Annotated in this window: 16 protein-coding genes and 2 pseudogenes; 11 read left to right on the forward strand and 7 right to left on the reverse strand. The window is 51.6% G+C overall.

Annotated features, from left to right (window positions below):
• Nucleotides 1–31 precede the first annotated feature (31 nt).
• The 3 genes from JCM12308_RS19945 to JCM12308_RS19955 are packed head-to-tail and all read left to right on the forward strand — an operon-like array spanning nucleotide 32 to nucleotide 1,854.
• Nucleotides 32–640: a DNA-3-methyladenine glycosylase family protein gene (locus tag JCM12308_RS19945; RefSeq protein WP_306303362.1), complete on the forward strand. Its 609-nt coding sequence runs from the start codon at nucleotides 32–34 to the stop codon at nucleotides 638–640.
• A 42-nt stretch (nucleotides 641–682) separates the two neighbouring features.
• Nucleotides 683–1,345, forward strand: coding sequence for an alpha/beta hydrolase (locus JCM12308_RS19950; protein WP_054784856.1), 663 nt, complete (start codon nucleotides 683–685; stop codon nucleotides 1,343–1,345).
• A 35-nt stretch (nucleotides 1,346–1,380) separates the two neighbouring features.
• Nucleotides 1,381–1,854, forward strand: a complete 474-nt coding sequence (locus JCM12308_RS19955; protein WP_054784857.1) for a YbaK/EbsC family protein — start codon at nucleotides 1,381–1,383, stop codon at nucleotides 1,852–1,854.
• Nucleotides 1,855–1,858: 4 nt separating this feature from the next.
• On the opposite strand, the gene JCM12308_RS28380 is transcribed toward JCM12308_RS19955, so the two are convergent.
• On the reverse strand, nucleotides 1,859–2,020 hold the full coding sequence (locus JCM12308_RS28380) for a hypothetical protein (RefSeq protein ID WP_164845338.1): 162 nt from the start codon (nucleotides 2,018–2,020) through the stop codon (nucleotides 1,859–1,861).
• 209 nt (nucleotides 2,021–2,229) lie between these two features.
• Here JCM12308_RS28380 and JCM12308_RS19960 point away from each other — a divergent pair, with 209 nt between their 5' ends.
• A complete protein-coding gene (locus tag JCM12308_RS19960) occupies nucleotides 2,230–2,781 on the forward strand; it encodes a cysteine hydrolase family protein (RefSeq protein ID WP_054784858.1) in 552 nt (183 codons plus the stop codon).
• Here JCM12308_RS19960 and JCM12308_RS19965 read toward each other — a convergent pair.
• Nucleotides 2,778–3,683 (reverse strand): polyprenyl synthetase family protein, encoded by a 906-nt coding sequence (locus tag JCM12308_RS19965; protein WP_054784859.1) that lies wholly within the window; start codon nucleotides 3,681–3,683, stop codon nucleotides 2,778–2,780. The two genes, JCM12308_RS19960 and JCM12308_RS19965, sit on opposite strands and share 4 nt — an antisense overlap.
• Before the next feature lie 298 nt (nucleotides 3,684–3,981).
• On the opposite strand from JCM12308_RS19965, the gene JCM12308_RS19970 reads away from it, so the two are divergent.
• The 3 genes from JCM12308_RS19970 to JCM12308_RS19980 all read left to right on the forward strand — a co-directional run bounded on the left by JCM12308_RS19970 (nucleotide 3,982) and on the right by JCM12308_RS19980 (nucleotide 6,205).
• Nucleotides 3,982–5,223, forward strand: coding sequence for an SAM-dependent methyltransferase (locus JCM12308_RS19970; RefSeq protein ID WP_008550129.1), 1,242 nt, complete (start codon nucleotides 3,982–3,984; stop codon nucleotides 5,221–5,223).
• A gap of 127 nt (nucleotides 5,224–5,350) precedes the next feature.
• Complete coding sequence (locus JCM12308_RS19975; RefSeq protein WP_208608884.1) at nucleotides 5,351–5,713, forward strand: NINE protein; 363 nt, start codon at nucleotides 5,351–5,353, stop codon at nucleotides 5,711–5,713.
• A 132-nt stretch (nucleotides 5,714–5,845) separates the two neighbouring features.
• On the forward strand, nucleotides 5,846–6,205 hold the full coding sequence (locus JCM12308_RS19980) for a TM2 domain-containing protein (RefSeq protein WP_054784861.1): 360 nt from the start codon (nucleotides 5,846–5,848) through the stop codon (nucleotides 6,203–6,205).
• A gap of 140 nt (nucleotides 6,206–6,345) precedes the next feature.
• Here JCM12308_RS19980 and ahpD read toward each other — a convergent pair whose 3' ends face one another.
• The gene (ahpD, locus tag JCM12308_RS19985) at nucleotides 6,346–6,888 is read right to left on the reverse strand and encodes an alkylhydroperoxidase, AhpD family (protein ID WP_014283149.1); all 543 of its coding nucleotides are present in this window, start codon (nucleotides 6,886–6,888) and stop codon (nucleotides 6,346–6,348) included.
• A 169-nt stretch (nucleotides 6,889–7,057) separates the two neighbouring features.
• Nucleotides 7,058–7,608: pseudogene (locus tag JCM12308_RS27920) on the reverse strand (peroxiredoxin).
• A gap of 229 nt (nucleotides 7,609–7,837) precedes the next feature.
• Between JCM12308_RS27920 and JCM12308_RS19995 the strand changes: the two are divergent.
• From JCM12308_RS19995 to JCM12308_RS33090, 4 genes and pseudogenes are all read left to right on the forward strand, one after another.
• Nucleotides 7,838–8,800 (forward strand): hydrogen peroxide-inducible genes activator, encoded by a 963-nt coding sequence (locus JCM12308_RS19995; protein ID WP_208978793.1) that lies wholly within the window; start codon nucleotides 7,838–7,840, stop codon nucleotides 8,798–8,800.
• A complete protein-coding gene (gene mtgA / locus JCM12308_RS20000; protein ID WP_037037287.1) occupies nucleotides 8,797–9,513 on the forward strand; it encodes a monofunctional biosynthetic peptidoglycan transglycosylase in 717 nt (238 codons plus the stop codon). Before JCM12308_RS19995 ends, mtgA begins: the two co-directional genes overlap by 4 nt.
• Before the next feature lie 140 nt (nucleotides 9,514–9,653).
• Entirely contained in the window at nucleotides 9,654–9,839 is a 186-nt protein-coding gene (rpmF, locus tag JCM12308_RS20005; protein ID WP_008550278.1) for a 50S ribosomal protein L32, read from the forward strand.
• Between the two features lie 509 nt (nucleotides 9,840–10,348).
• A pseudogene (locus tag JCM12308_RS33090) lies at nucleotides 10,349–10,964 on the forward strand (cobaltochelatase CobT-related protein).
• Nucleotides 10,965–11,134: 170 nt separating this feature from the next.
• On the opposite strand, the gene JCM12308_RS20020 reads toward JCM12308_RS33090, so the two are convergent.
• From JCM12308_RS20020 to JCM12308_RS20030, 3 genes are all read right to left on the reverse strand, one after another.
• On the reverse strand, nucleotides 11,135–12,826 hold the full coding sequence (locus tag JCM12308_RS20020; protein ID WP_128647447.1) for a carboxylesterase family protein: 1,692 nt from the start codon (nucleotides 12,824–12,826) through the stop codon (nucleotides 11,135–11,137).
• Nucleotides 12,827–13,032: 206 nt separating this feature from the next.
• A complete protein-coding gene (gene phbB, locus JCM12308_RS20025) occupies nucleotides 13,033–13,761 on the reverse strand; it encodes an acetoacetyl-CoA reductase (protein ID WP_008550593.1) in 729 nt (242 codons plus the stop codon).
• 169 nt (nucleotides 13,762–13,930) lie between these two features.
• Nucleotides 13,931–15,115: an acetyl-CoA C-acetyltransferase gene (locus JCM12308_RS20030; protein WP_008550599.1), complete on the reverse strand. Its 1,185-nt coding sequence runs from the start codon at nucleotides 15,113–15,115 to the stop codon at nucleotides 13,931–13,933.
• Nucleotides 15,116–15,204: the final 89 nt, after the last annotated feature.

Consider the following 15,204-nt stretch of genomic DNA (forward strand, 5'->3'; position numbering starts at 1 on the left):
AGAGCATCTTTGCCGATTTGAGGAGGGGGCGTTGAAACCCATAGATACGCTTGAGGATATTGAGCGGGAGTTGGCGTCCCTTGTGCAGCTTGATGAGCGGTTGGTTCGTGTGGTGGATGTTGCGGGAGATGTGCCTTTGCGACGCCGGTCTGCGGACTTTGCCGGGCTTTGCAACATTGTTGTGGCGCAGCTGCTTTCTGTCGCCGCTGCCGCAAGCATCTGGGCGCGGCTGGAAGCGCTGGTGGTGCCGTTTGAGCCGGACGTGCTGCTTTCCAAGAGTGATGAAGAGCTGCTGGGTGTTGGTCTCTCCAATGCCAAGCTGCGCACGCTGAAGGCCATCGCTGAAGAGCTGAAGGCTGGGCTATGCCTGAGCGAAGCGGTGGGCTGGCCGGGTGAGGTGGCGCACAAGCGGCTTTGTGAGATCAAGGGCATTGGGCCGTGGTCTGCCGATATCTTCCTGCTGTTTTGCGCTGGGCACCCAGATGTGTTTCCGGTTGGGGATGTGGCGTTGCAGGCTGCTGTGCAGCATGCGTTTGGTCTGGACGAGCGCCCCAAAGGAAAGGTGCTTGCCGAAATTGCCGAGCGTGGTCTCCTCACCGTGGGACAGCAGCGCGATTGTTCTGGTCCTATTACCGTGTGATGAAAGAAGGGCGCGAGACCCTGCCGGTTTAAGGAGATACCTATGCCTCATGATCTTGAGTGCATTCGTCTAGAGCCTAGCCATGCGCCGGTCCGTAAGCTGGTGGTGTTGCTGCACGGCTATGGCGGGGATGCAGGTGATATGGAGCCGACGGCGCAGGTGTTGCGTGACGCTTTGCCGGAAACCGCTGTGGTGTGCCTGAATGGTCCTGAACCCTGCGCGCATTGGGTGGAAGGACGGCAGTGGTTTGCTGCGTCTGAGTTTGATGCGCGGGAAGTCTGGATTGGAGTGCAGGCTGCTGCGCCATTGATCAACCGGGTGCTGGATGCTGAGCTGGAGCATTATGGCTTGCTGGAGCGGGATATGGTTTTGGGTGGTTTCTCTCAAGGGGCCATGGTTGCGCTGCACGTTGGGCCACGTCGGTTTTCTGAAGCAGCTGGATTGCTGAGCTTTTCTGGTGTTCTGGGTGGGCCAGGGCACCTAGTGGAGCAGATGGTGGTTCGGCCTCCGGTGATGTTGCTGCATGGCAGTGAGGATGACGTGGTACCTGCGGCTTATTTGGGTGCTGCGGAGGACGCTTTGACCCATGCAGGGTTTGATGTGGAAGTGCATGAGCTGGCTGGGCTGGATCATTCCATCAATGGTGAAGCGCAGGCCTTGGCTCTGAAGTTTTTGAAAGAGCGGTTTGGAATTTCGGCGCAGTGACTATCTAAAAGAACAGATGCCAGAGGAGGGGTGTGATGTTGCAAAGTAAGCGAGCGAAGCAGTTTCAGAGTTTTCTGGATGAGCGTGGTCTTGGCCTGAAGGTGGTTGAGCTGCCAGACTCCTCCCGTTCTGCTGCGGAAGCAGCGCAGGCGCTGGGCTGTGCGCAGGAGCAGATTGTCAAATCACTGGTGTTCCAGAAGCTTGATAGTGAGGAAGCTATTCTGGTGCTGGCCAGCGGGACCAACCGCGTGAATGAAGAGGCAATCTCCGCACTTGTTGGTGGGCCTATCGGGCGGCCTGATGCGAAGTTCGTCCGGAACGTCACCGGGTTTTCCATCGGCGGCATTCCTCCGCTGGGCCATAAGCAGCAGCTGACGGTGTACGTGGATGAGGATCTGTTGGGCTTTGACGAAGTGTGGGCAGCTGCGGGCACGCCGAATGCTGTGTTCATGATGCCCGGAAATCTGCCGGACATTGTGGGAGAGCATCAGGTTATCTGCGTGAAATAGCTGGCTACATTCGGTCTTCGATCGGCCAATGCGTGTAAGCGAGGATCCAAAGGAAGATCAGGTTGACCAGGGGAACGAAGGCCAGAATGGTCCAGATCCTTGAAAAGCCGAGCCGGTTCAGGATCCTTGCCAGTGGAACGGCGACAACGAGTATCCAGACAATCATAATGACGACCTGCCAGAGGGCGAAGCTTCCATCATCATTTCATGATCCATAAAGTGACCTCCTGTCCGTCTGCTTCGGTATCGACTATCCGTTTGATGGTCACAAAGGTCAAAGAAAATAGTTATTGATTACAAATGCTTATGATTAATTCATGGGCATTTTTTAGGGGAATCGGGAGAGGTTTTCTCTCCTTGCAGAATGAGGAAACGATGAGCACTGCGCTGATTATTATCGATGTTCAAAAACTGCTGTTTGATGTGGAACCTCAGCCGTTTGAACGGACTGAGACGATCACGCGCATCAACAGCCTGAGTGCGAAAGCGCGTAAAGCGGGCGTTCCGGTTATCGTTATTCAACACGAGCGGGAGAACCATCCGTTGGCCTATGGCACTGAAGGGTGGGAACTGCCGGATGATCTGGTGGTGGCTGAGAGTGATCTGAAGGTGCGCAAGACTGCGCCGGATTCTTTTTACAAAACCAGCCTGAAGGATTTGCTGGATGAGCGCGGCATTACGGATCTGACGATCTGTGGGTTTGCTTCAGAGTTCTGCGTGGATACCACGTTCCGCCGTGCGGCCTCTCTTGGCTATAATCTTCGGCTGGTGAGTGATGCGCACACCACGCATGACAAAGACCATGCCACTGGCAAGCAGATCAGAGAGCATCACAACAATACGCTGATCTATCTTGGTGGTTATGAGGGTAGCATTGCCGTTTTGCCAGAATCTGAGGTTGAGTTTGCGCAGGCTGAGACTGCTTAGCTCTCGCGATCTGCGATGTAGCGGGCCAGCGTCTTCAGGGTGTTGGCCTTTGCACCGTATGGCGCCAGCAGTTCATCTGCTTCGCTGATCAGGCGTGAAAGTTCCTGACGGGTGTGGCTTTCACCAAGTAGGCTGACGAGGGTTGCCTTGCCAGCCTCTGCATCTTTACCCGTTGCTTTACCAACTACTTCAGCATCACCAGTCAGGTCCAGCAGGTCGTCTGCTAGCTGGAAGGCCAGGCCAATGATTTCACCAAAGCGGGTGAGGCGGGCGATGTCATCATCAGAGGCATTTGCCAGAATTGCGCCAGCGCGGCAGGCGTAGCGGATGAGAGCGCCGGTTTTCATGGCCTGAAGCTGGCGGATCTCTGCTTCGGTTCTGTCGCGGTGCTCTGAGGCAAGGTCAAGCATCTGACCGCCTGCCATGCCGCCAATGCCAGAGGCGCGCGCCAGTTCTTGAGAGAGGCGCAGGCGGATTGCTGCGTCTGGATGGACCTGCTCATCTGCGATGAAATCAAATGCGATGGTAAGCAAGGCGTCGCCTGCAAGGATCGCGGTGGCTTCATCGAACGCTTTGTGCGTTGTTGGGCGGCCACGGCGCAGATCATCATCATCCATTGCTGGCAGATCATCATGGGCGAGGGAGTAGCAGTGAATGCATTCCAAAGCAGAGGCTGCAACCAGTGTGCCTTCATTCTCATGACCAAACAGGCGGGCTGCTTCGACCATCAGAACCGGGCGCAGGCGCTTGCCGCCGGACAGGGCTGCATAGTTCATCGCTTCCAGAAGACGTTCGGGGCGGGCTACTTCCTGAGGAAGGACTTTCTCTCCCAGAAGAGAGGTGAGCTTTTCTTCAAGAGACTGAGCGGTTTCGGTGATGACCGATTTCAAAGCAACAGACACAGAACCCCATCCTAAACGAGCAATAAAGTACAGCAGAATTGAAAGCGCTTACCAAAGCGGCAGATATTAGTTTGTTCGTTTGTCCTGAAAACTGCCAAAGGTCAAGCAAAATGGCGTGTTTACGTAAGGGCTCTGCAGTTTTTCATCCTTTGAATATTGGGGTGAGATTTCCTGCGGAGTTGCTTTGTGACGGTTTTTTTCATTAGGTTAAATCGAAAGTTACCTAAGGTCATATAATAAGAGCCTCGCAACAAGGCGCCCTAATAAGTCAGCTATAAGAGATGATAGGGGAATAGAAATGCGTGCACTTTCGAAGATTTTGTCGAATTTTGTCCAGAAAGGACAACTTACAATTTTTGATGCCAAAGACCGAAAATACGTTTTTGGTGATGAAGATAGCGGTCCCTCCGCCGCTCTGCGTTTTCACAGTAAGAAGCTTCCCTATACGCTTCTGATTGATCCCGAACTGAAAGCCGCCGAAGCTTATATGGATGGCTTGATCACCATGGAGCCGGGGTTCACTCTGAATGATCTGGTTGCCGTGTTCATGGCGAACGACGGTCTGCTTACAGAACATCCGCTCCAGCGTATTCTCACTTTCATGAAAGACGGTCACACACGGCGACGTCTTGGCCTGAACCTGAAGAAGAACAAAGCTCAGGTGCGCCATCACTATGATCTTTCGACCGACCTCTATCGTCTTTTCCTTGATGACGGGCTCAATTATAGCTGTGCTTATTACCGGACGCCGGAAGATACGCTTGAGGAAGCCCAACAGGCCAAGCTGGATCATATTGTTGCCAAGCTGGATCTGAAGCCGGGCATGACTGTTTTAGAAATCGGTGGCGGTTGGGGCTCTCTGGCCATTCGTATGGCGCAAGCTGGCGCGCAGGTGACATCTCTTAATGTTTCTACCGAGCAGATCAAGATTGCTGAAGAACGAGTGAAAGCTGCTGGCCTTGAAGGCAAGGTCGAGTTTGTCTGTTTGGATTACAACGAGTTTGAGGGCGAGTTTGACCGCGTTGTTTCCGTTGGCATGATGGAGCATGTAGGCCACGGCAATCTGGGTGCCTACTTCACCAAGGTCAGAGATTGTCTGAAGCAGGATGGCTATGCGGTCATTCACTCGATCGGCCGCAGTGGTCCTCCGGGTGTGACGGGTCCATTCCTGACCAAGTACATCTTCCCCGGCGGGTATTGTCCTGCACTTTCCGAAACATTTGCAGATATTGAAAAAACAGGCCTTTGGGTTTGTGACAACGAGATCCTGCGGCTGCATTACTATTACACGCTGCGGGACTGGCGCCTGAACTTTGAACGCAATCGTGACAAGATCAAAGAACTGTATGATGAGCGCTTCTGCAAAATGTGGGAGTTCTATCTGTCAGGCTGTGAAATGAACTTTCTGCATGGCCGGTTGATGGTGTTCCAGCTCATCCTCTCCAAAGAGCGGGATGCTGTGCCGATCATTCGTGACTTTATTGGAGACAATGAGCAGGCGATGATCTCTCATAGGGATGATCGTAGAAAATCAGCTTAAGCTGCTGTGCTTTCAAGAGGTGGCCCCGGAAGAAGTTCCGGGGTTTCTTGGGTTGGATCATTGCTCCTGCTGAAATCATTGGCTACTTTCCGCATGTTTCAAATGCATGGGTGAAAGCAGGTCGTTGGTGTTTGATGATATTCCATTGCCTTCGCAAAGGCGGCGAGAAGGCATTTTCAACTTTTCCGAACCGGGTAAATCCACGGCCTATGCCATACTGTTTGCGCTTTTGCTTGGGCAGTTTGCAGCCCATCGCTTTTATCTGCGCAAGCTGGGCAGTGCCGTTGTCATCAACTGCCTGAACATCACGGCTGTCTTAATCCTCATTCCGCTTCTGCTGGGGCTGGAGGGGCGTGATCTGATTACAAGCCTCACCACTGGAGAATGGGTCGGCTTCGGCGTTGCCATCGGGATGGCGATGATCGCGAACATATGGGTGTTCGTGGATCTGATTGTGCTGATCGTGCTGCTGGTGCGGGAGAGCTTTTAGGGGTGTAAGACCTGATGCTTTTGCTTGGGTAGAAGTTTCAGCTGGTAGATTGGTGCCCTGAATATAGAGAGATGTGTTGATCGATAAGGCGTGCCAGCCTTTGGGTGTGACTGAAGCACAGCTGAGGTGGTCATGAGCGATCGAAGCGCAATCTCGCCTGCCAACAGAGGCTTTTTCTATCTCAAGAACCCGCATAAGTCTGCGGGGATGACGGTGTTCCTCTCCCTCTTTCTGGGTGGCTTCGGGCTGCATCGGTTTTATCTGGGCAAGCCGCTCAGCGGCGCCGTGATGCTCATTCTCTCTTTGATCACGCTTGCTTTGATTGCCACGGGCCTTAATCAGCTCGAAACATTGGAGCCGAATGGGATGCTGGCGGTTGTTAGCGGGGCTTTGGGATTTGGGATGATTGTGTCCGCCTGGGCGCTGGTTGATCTGCTGATCATTCTGGTGGGTGTATTTAGTGCACCGGCCCATCACGATGAGGCTCACTAGGGTTTTGGCAAAGAAAAAGCCGAAGCTGGGGGGCTTCGGCTGAGCTCTTAGAGCGAGTTTGGTATCGCCCGTCATTCGGGGCACGAACAATCCTGGGAGGGGATCAGACCGGGCGACACGCTTAGGAGAGGCGCTTGTGATTATTCAGCTGCTTCCAATTCCAGTTCTGATGCTTCAAGGGCGACTGCAGCAGATTGGATGATTGATGCGAAACGAACAGCTGTTTGAACCATCTCGGCAGTTACTCCGGCTTTGCGCAGGATAGCTTCGTGGCTATCGATGCACATGCCACAGCCGTTGATGGCGGAAACAGCAAGCGACCACAATTCAAAATCAACTTTGTCTACGCCCGGCTTACCAATCACGTTCATGCGCAGTTTGGCAGGCATTGTGCCGTACTGATCATTCGAGGAGAGGTGTACGAAGCGGTAGTAGACGTTGTTCATGCTCATGATTGATACAGCAGCTTTGGCAGCGCTCATCGCTTCCGGGGACAGGTGCGGAGCAGCTTCTGCGATCAGGGCCTTCTTTACGTCGTTGTTGCGGGTGGCGATGGCGCAAGCAACGATCAGGCCGTACTTCTGTTGAGCAGTCAGAGATTCATCAGTTGCCATAGAACCAAGATTCAAACGTACGTCTTTAGCGAAGTCGCCAAGGCGGGATTTCAAGGTATCGATGGACATGATGCTTCTCCTAATGATTTTGGCAATGGGCCACGTGCAAAGTGATGTTTTGACTTATTTGGCGCGTATTCTTTTCCGAGGTCTGTTTTTATGTTTTTCGGGAATACGTTAGAGGAGCCGGAGCCTGCGATTTTTCGCTTTATATGCTCCGGCCCTGATCCTTCCGGACTTAAGCTGCGATTACGTCGCCGCCTACTTCACGGTTACAAGGGCAGAGTTCGTCGGTCTGCAGAGCGTCGAGAACACGCAGGGTGTCTTTCGGGTTACGGCCAACGTTCAGGTTGGTTGCGTAAACGTGCTGGATGGTGTTCTCGTTGTCGACGATGAAGGTGTAGCGGTAAGCAACGCCTTCTGGAGCGCGAACGCCGAGGCCGTCGATCAGGGAACCGTTGGTGTCAGCGAATGCCCAGATTGGCAGCTTGTCGAGATCTGGGTGATCACGGCGCCATGCCAGCTTACAGAATTCGTTGTCGGAGGAACCGCCGAGAACAACTGCGTCACGGTCTTCGAACTCACCAGCGAGGCGAGCAAATTCAGCGATTTCAGTTGGGCAAACGAAAGTGAAGTCTTTTGGGTAGAAGAAGATTACTTTCCACTTACCTTCGAAGCTCTTTTCAGTGATTGCTTCAAATGCGCTTTCGCCGTTTTCTTCGTGGTTGTTGAAACCAGCTTAACGCCAACTACTTCAAATTCTGGAAGCTTTTCGCCGATACCGAGCATGGTACTCTCCTAAATATAGAATGACGCCAGAGCGCGTCGATTAGTGATTCTCATGAAGACCTAGAAAAACACGTCTTCGTTGGGGTCTTTATGCAACTCTTGATTTGATCGGTCAAAACGATAATAACGAAGAAGTCGATCGATTTTTTCGATGGGCATGCTAAGTTCTATCGGGATTGGCCGAATTCCGCCAAAACTTAGAGAAATTCTAATCTACAGGCTTTGATCTGTGTCATCTGGTCGCACGATGTTACCCACATTAAAACAGCTTCAGTACTTCAAAACGCTGGCCAAACACCTGTCTTTTTCAAAGGCGGCGGAGGCTTGTTTCATCACGCAATCAACGCTTTCTGCCTCGATCAAGCAGTTGGAAGGCATTCTTGGATGTGAGCTGCTGGATCGCTCCGGGCGCACGCTGGTGCTGACCGAGGCTGGCGAGAGCGTGCTGGAGAAGGCATCGCTGCTTTTGCGAGATGCGGAGGATCTCGTTCAGGGTGTGCAGGCGCAGAACAAGCCGTTGTGTGGTCGGTTCAGGCTTGGGGTGATCCCGTCGGTTGCTCCGTTCCTGCTACCGCGGTTTTTGCCGCAGTTGCGGGATCTCTATCCAGAGTTGCAGTTGTTTCTGCGTGAGGATATCTCCCGCAATCTGATGATTGCTTTGCGGGAAGGGCGTATTGATGCGGCCCTGATGGCGCTGCCCTATGACACTACGGGGTTTGAATCTGCGGAGATCGGAAGCGATGCTTTCTATCTGGCTGTGCCGGGTGCGCATCCTCTGGCGGACTTGGGTGAAGTGCTGATGGAAGATCTTGCGAATGAGGTGTTGTTGCTGCTGGAAGATGGCCACTGTTTGCGAAACCATGTGCTTGCCGCAGCGGGAGGGCGCATGTTGACCGCAAATGAAGATGTACAAGCCACATCTTTATCAACACTTGTGCAAATGGTGGATAACGGTATCGGCGTCACTTTGGTGCCACGTATTGCAGTAGATGCAGATATCGACCGCGGGACCTCTTTGAAGCTGATCAAGATTGCCGATCCCAAAGCGCGCCGGACCATTGGAATGGTCTGGAGGCGCAAATCTTCTTTTGAAGGAAATGCAAAATTACTTTGCAAGGCTCTGGAACGCTTTATGGTTGAAACTCAAAGAGACGTCTCGGTTCCTCAAGATGTATCGGAGAAGAGTGCTTGAAGAAAGCGCGATCAAAGGAGAAACCAGAGCCACTCAAGCGCAGAATAAAGCGTTGGGCGCTTCGTACTTTAGGGGTGCTGGTGGCTTTGCCAGTGGTGCTGACACTGCTGTATACGGTGGTTCCTCCTTACTCCAGTCTCATGCTGCTTCGTACTGTGACTGGACAGCCCGTTTGGCGTGAGTGGGTTCCTCTGGAAGAAATTTCCGTTAATTTACAACGATCTGTAGTTGTGTCGGAGGATGCTACCTTTTGCAAACATGGCGGTGTGGACTGGTCTGCGGTGCGTGGGCAGGTGGGCAAACTGTTTGAGGGCAAGCGCCCGCGCGGTGCCAGCACGATCACCATGCAGGTTGCGAAGAACCTGTTTCTCTGGAACGACCGTGATTATGTGCGCAAGGTGCTGGAGGTTCCGCTGGCTATGCTGCTCGACACGGTGTTGTCAAAGCGGCGGGTGCTGGAGATCTATCTGAACGTGGCTGAATGGGGCCCGGGGATTTTTGGAGCGGAAGCAGCATCGCGAACTTTCTTTGGGAAAAGTGCTGCAAAACTTTCTGCGACTCAGGCCTCTTTGCTGGCGACAGCGCTTCCGAATCCGATCGCCAGAAATCCCGCAAAACCTAGCTCTGGACATCGCAGGCTGGCCGGTATAAACCGTAGCCGAGCTCAGGTGGCCGGCGATGTACTTAGCTGTATTTCGGCGACGGAGAGGTAGTGCGAAATTATTTTCGTTTTATGACTGGCAAATCCTTCGGTTTGCCTGTATAACCCCCGCCATTCTGACAGATTGTGTATTTCGCACGTTGACGCCGCGCTTGAGTGGCGCGTGCGTATGTGACGAGAGAGAGAGCTACGATGGCTGTTCCTAAGAAAAAGGTTACGCGTATGAAGCGCGGCTTCCGCCGTTCTGCTGACGCTCTGGCACAACCAACATACGTGGAAGACAAGGATTCCGGCGAACTGCGTCGCCCGCACCATGTTGACCTGAAAACTGGTATGTACCGGGGTCGTCAGATCCTTCAGGCTAAAGACGACGTCTAAGACTGAAGCGATCATCGCGATTTAAAGATCAGGCCGTCCCTTGGGGCGGCTTTTTCTTTTTGTGGTAGAGATTAAGCTTGAACAGGTGCGTCGAGAAAGTAGTTGCTTTAACTTGAACTCGTGAGAGATAAGCACTTATAGATAGGCAATATTTCTTAATTTGGTAAATTTCGCGAATGTTGTCGTTTTTTAAAAAGGCCCTTTGGAAAAAGAACAATCTCTCTTCAGGGACTAATGAACGAACTACAAGCTATCGAGTTTTTTCGAAAGCTGCTGATCAAGTTATTGATGCAGTGAAGCTTTTGAAGAAAATCAAAAGCCCGAATCCAGAAATTGCAACAATTGATTTAGCTTGGGAGGCATATGAAGCATTTGAGAATGCGTATGCACCTCAGTTAACTCGGTTAACTGCAGAAGTAATTGGTGTTTCTGATAATCTTCTGAAGAAATACGGCGAAGATGGCCTCTCAAATATCTCTGTCAGTTTGCTTATTGATCATTCTGGATCAATGAAGGGTGAGAAAGCGCATATTGCGGCCTGTATGATGCTAGCATTTTCTCAGCTTTCACTGAAACTTGGAATCCCATTTGAAGTTTTGGGTTTCACTACTCGTGAGTGGAAAGGGAAGCCGATACGAGAAGAATGGCTCCGTGCAGGGAAACCTCGATCACCAGGTAGAGTATGTGCTTTGAGGCATATCGTTTATAGTAGTTTTGAAGATCAGAAAAAGCCCGATATATCGGCAATGTTCTTGCCCTCTATCTTTAAAGAGAATGTTGATGGAGAGGCAATTGAATGGGCTGTATCGAGGTCGGTATGCTTAGGCAAGAAACGCCAGTTGTTGTTGGTTATTTCTGATGGCCCCAGTTGATGATGCAACTTTGTCGATTAACTCTCTTTCTTATCTTTATGAGCACTTGAAAGAAGTGATTTCAGAGATGCAGAAAGAAAAAAAGATAGGGCTTTATGGCGTAGGAATACAGCACAGTTTGAAAGGACTTTATCCTGAGTGCAGGCAGGTCGATAGAATGAGTGAGTTAAGCGATCAGTTTGTTCCCTTTCTTGAATATGTGTTCCAAGAAAACCTAGGGCTTTCCAATGAAGTGAAAACCGCCCCAAAGTGAGGCGGTTTTGTCGTTTTAGCATTGATGCAGTTATTGAGTGGTTTCGTGAATGATCTGCATTGCGGCGTTGTAGTTGCGTACTTTGACAGGCCAGTCGTTTAGCCAGTTTGTGCAGTGCCTTGTTTCGAAGATATTCTCCGAAATTTTTGTGTTATCGTCGTTCAGCACATTCAGCGGTGGCGCATCTGTTGAGCGCTGGTTTGAGCTTGCCATTTGTCCCAGCCGTGTTCGGGGCCTGTTGTGTCGTAGTTTTTGGCAAATGTTGCCCAGATGGTATTCATGCTCATGGCCAGCTTTTTGTTGGCATCTGAGGTTGTTGGAGGCAGGGAGTTGAAGACGAAGGGAAGCTCAGCTGCATGACAGGAGTTGTCCCATTGGTTTTGTGGGCCGCATGCATTGCTGCCTGTACCTGGCAAAATCTGAACCTGATCTGGTTGATTGAAGAAGTAAGCCCAGATGTTCGTCTGGTCAGCATTTGGTTTGACGCTCATGTTCGCGCATGAGAAGGCGAAGTCATTTATCAGGTTTGACAAGGCCGTCACCTTGTCATTTGCCAGTCCTCTTCTTTGCTCATCTGTAAAAGCGGTTTGGGGGTTGTATTCGGGAGTTCCCAGAACAGTTGCTGTACACCCTTTGTCTTTTGTAGATGCGCACGTGAACAGGCCTTTAACCATGTGCTTATAAAGGATTTTCTTGGTTTGAGGCTCAGCTGCCTGAGCAAAATAGATGCCTTCGTTTTGATTGAAGCCGAAAATAAGCGGCTTTTTACTGCCGTCTTTCAGCTGATTTGCTGGCTGCTGCGTTAAGAATTTCCCGTCAATGATTGGTGTGAAAGGGAGTGCACCCGGTAGTCCCACTATGCCTGTATCCAAATGGATGGAGTTGTATGTCGCGTACAGTGATTGTGCGTTGCTGATTTCATCCAGAGTGTAGTTATTCAGGTCTACATTTTCGGTTGTGAGAACAGGGTTGCAGTCTTTGTTGACTTTTATTTTTGATTTTACAGCAGCCAGACAACCAACGAACATTTTTGCCTGTTTAGCGCCATCCTCATTGCTACGATAGCGATAGCCGATAGGGTTGCTTTCCATAATTACAGCATTGAAAAGGTCTTGGGTCTCTGTAGTGCCCCAAAGGTGAAGCCCGGCAGACATTGCCCCGGCACTTTCTCCAAAAAGGGTGACCTTGTTCGGATTTCCGCCAAATTTGTCGATATTCTCCTGCACCCACTTTAGTGCATTCATCTGATCTTGAAGGCCGTAGTTGCCGCCGTATGGAATATCGCCTTGCTCGGAAAAAGTTAGTTGCATAAATCCTAGAGCGCCTAGCCGGTAATTAAAGGTGACGAGGATAACATCGTGCTCAGCTGCGAAAGTAGCACCATTGTAGAGTAGAAATTCTTCTTTCGGTGGCGAGAAGCCTTTCTTTTTTGGCGGATATGTGTCGTTGCTCTTACCTGCGATGAAAGCGCCGCCGTGGATGAACACCATGACTGGGCGGTCTTTTTTGGCTTTGTCCTCTGTTTGAGGCGTCCAGATGTTCAGGAATAAGCAATCTTCGCTTTGATCAGGATCTTTGCTCGAGTCATATCCCATTTGAATACATGACTTGCCAAAGTCGGTTGCCGGTGTTTTGGGGGCATAACTTGGTACGAGAATTGAGGGCTCCCAGCGCTTTTGTGTTGCGTACTCAATGCCTTTGAAGACGCTGTAGTTTTTGCCGCCCTCAGATTGCGTCTCTCCGCAAATTGATCCGCCGTTCTCTAGTGGCACACAGTACTCAGCAGCTGCTGTATTTGGGGGTAGTGCGCTGCACCCGAGGCCGATTAGGGCGACGGCAGCGAAGAAGTGTAGAGGTTTCATTGCTTCGTCTCGCTTGACGTTGATATGGACGAGGCAAGTATGAGGATGAGGGATGGAACATCCGGTTGAATCTGGCAGGGGAAGTTGGTGGGCTGCGGTAGCACTCAAGAAACAATGAATTATCAATATTGATAAGGCAGCACGCAGTAAAAAGCCGCAGCTAAAGAACTGCGGCTTTAAAGCTTACATCACGACAACACGCCGTTTTAGCCGTTGGCGACGTATTGGGCGCCGTTGATGGTCATGACGGAGCCGGTGACGAAGGCTGCGGCGGAGGAGGCGAGGTAGCAGACCATGCCTGCGATCTCTTCTGCCTTGCCGAGGCGGCCAACCGGGATCTGACCAATAATGCTTTCCAGAACCTTCTCAGGCACAGCTGCCACCATGTCGGTGTCGATGTAACCCGGGCAGATGCAGTTCACTGTGATGCCCTTGCGTGCGGTTTCCTGCGCTAATGCTTTGGTGAAGCCGATCACGCCTGCTTTTGCTGCGGAATAGTTGGTCTGGCCGATCTGGCCTTTCTGTCCATTGATGGAAGAAATGTTGATGATGCGGCCTGCGCCACGCTCGCGCATACCATCCAGAACCGGACGGCTCATGGTGAACATGGAGTCTAGATTGGTTTTCATCACTGCGGACCACTGGTCGTAATCCATTTTGTGGAACCAGCCATCACGGGTGATGCCCGCGTTGTTTACAAGAACCTCGACCGGGCCGAGTTCTTCTGTCACCTGAGCAATACCTGCTTCGCAGGCTTTAGGGTCCGCTACATCCCATTTGAAAACACTGATGCCGGTTTCTGCGCTGAATTTTTCAGCTGCTTCCGTGTTGCCTGCATAAGTTGCTGCAACTGTGTAACCTGCATCCTTCAACCCTTTGGAAATTGCTGCGCCGATGCCACGCGTTCCTCCGGTTACAATCGCTACCCTGCTCATCGATATACTCCCCGCCTTAGGAATAAAATATTGGAACCCACCTCTACAGGTAATAATAATGACGGAGCAAAGACAACTCCGTCATTAGTTAGGGAATTGACTTGAACTTTACGCAGGGACCATAAAGCTCAATTATTCCAATTGGGTGACAATACTACCTATGTTGAGGTTATTTTCTCTCAACACACAGTGCGATACCCATGCCACCACCAATGCAAAGAGTTGCAAGGCCCTTTTTCTTCTCTTCACGCTTCATTTCGTGCAGCAGAGTAACAAGTACACGTGCGCCGGATGCTCCGATAGGATGACCCAGAGCGATTGCGCCGCCGTTGACGTTGAGCTTGTCTGAGTCGATTCCCAACTCCTGACCAACTGCCAGTGCCTGTGCAGCGAATGCTTCGTTTGCTTCCACCAGATCCAGATCTTCAATGGACCAGCCAGCTTTTTCGAGTGCTTTCTTGGAAGCTGGGATTGGACCGAGACCCATGTATGCAGGGTCAACACCAGCGGTTGCCCAGGACTTGATGGTTGCCAGCGGGGTGAGGCCACGCTTTTCAGCTGCTTCTGCGCTCATCAGAACCAGAGCTGCTGCACCATCGTTGATGCCGGATGCGTTTGCTGCGGTTACGGTGCCTTCCTTTTTGAATGCCGGACGCAGTTTCTGCATGGATTCAATGTTGGCGCCTACGCGGATGTATTCATCATCTTCCACCACACGCTCAGCTCTGCGCTCTTTCACGGTGATTGGAGTGATTTCGTCTTTGAACTTGCCAGCCTTCAGCGCAGCTTCTGCTTTGTTCTGAGATGAAACAGCGAACTCGTCCTGTGCTTCACGGGTGATCTGGTACTTTTCTGCGATGTTTTCTGCAGTGATACCCATGTGATAGCCCTGGAACGCGTCGATCAGGCCGTCTTTGAGCATGGTGTCGGTCATGGAATAGTCGCCCATTTTCACGCCTGCCCGCAGGCTCTGGCAGTGTGGGGACAGGGTCATGTTTTCCTGACCGCCTGCAACGATGATGTCTGCATCGCCGGACTGGATCTGCTGCATGCCCATGGCGACTGCGCGCAGGCCTGAGCCACAAACCTGGTTGATGACGATTGCAGTCGAATCATCTGCCATGCCAGCGTTGAGTGCTGCCTGACGTGCCGGGTTCTGACCAAGACCAGACGTGAGCACATGACCGAAGATCACTTCGTTGACGTCGTTTGCTTCCACTTTTGCCTGATCAAGAGCTGACTTGATAACTGCGGTGCCAAGATCCTGAGCTGGGGTGTTGGCGAAGGAACCGTTGAAGGACCCGATTGGGGTACGTGTTGCGCTTACAATTACAACATCATTAGGCGAGGTCATGAGCAATTCTCCAATATTTGTGCAATGCGGGACTTCTTGTTCTCACGCAAATCACCAGGGCGGGCAGCCATGCTGGTGCATTGCAGCAT

The sequence above is a fragment of the Pseudovibrio denitrificans JCM 12308 genome (genome assembly GCF_001310815.1).
In the GTDB taxonomy this organism is placed as follows: domain Bacteria; phylum Pseudomonadota; class Alphaproteobacteria; order Rhizobiales; family Stappiaceae; genus Pseudovibrio; species Pseudovibrio denitrificans.

Bases quoted from the DNA above. Each gene is read 5' to 3' on its own strand.
- JCM12308_RS20030 (WP_008550599.1), bottom strand. From the start codon at position 15,115: ATGACCTCGCCTAATGATGTTGTAATTGTAAGCGCAACACGTACCCCA.
- JCM12308_RS20020 (WP_128647447.1), bottom strand. From the start codon at position 12,826: ATGAAACCTCTACACTTCTTCGCTGCCGTCGCCCTAATCGGCCTCGGG.
- JCM12308_RS19950 (WP_054784856.1), top strand. From the start codon at position 683: ATGCCTCATGATCTTGAGTGCATTCGTCTAGAGCCTAGCCATGCGCCG.
- JCM12308_RS28380 (WP_164845338.1), bottom strand. From the start codon at position 2,020: ATGATTGTCTGGATACTCGTTGTCGCCGTTCCACTGGCAAGGATCCTG.
- JCM12308_RS19970 (WP_008550129.1), top strand. From the start codon at position 3,982: ATGCGTGCACTTTCGAAGATTTTGTCGAATTTTGTCCAGAAAGGACAA.
- rpmF (WP_008550278.1), top strand. From the start codon at position 9,654: ATGGCTGTTCCTAAGAAAAAGGTTACGCGTATGAAGCGCGGCTTCCGC.
- ahpD (WP_014283149.1), bottom strand. From the start codon at position 6,888: ATGTCCATCGATACCTTGAAATCCCGCCTTGGCGACTTCGCTAAAGAC.
- JCM12308_RS19980 (WP_054784861.1), top strand. From the start codon at position 5,846: ATGAGCGATCGAAGCGCAATCTCGCCTGCCAACAGAGGCTTTTTCTAT.
- phbB (WP_008550593.1), bottom strand. From the start codon at position 13,761: ATGAGCAGGGTAGCGATTGTAACCGGAGGAACGCGTGGCATCGGCGCA.
- JCM12308_RS19955 (WP_054784857.1), top strand. From the start codon at position 1,381: ATGTTGCAAAGTAAGCGAGCGAAGCAGTTTCAGAGTTTTCTGGATGAG.
- JCM12308_RS19960 (WP_054784858.1), top strand. From the start codon at position 2,230: ATGAGCACTGCGCTGATTATTATCGATGTTCAAAAACTGCTGTTTGAT.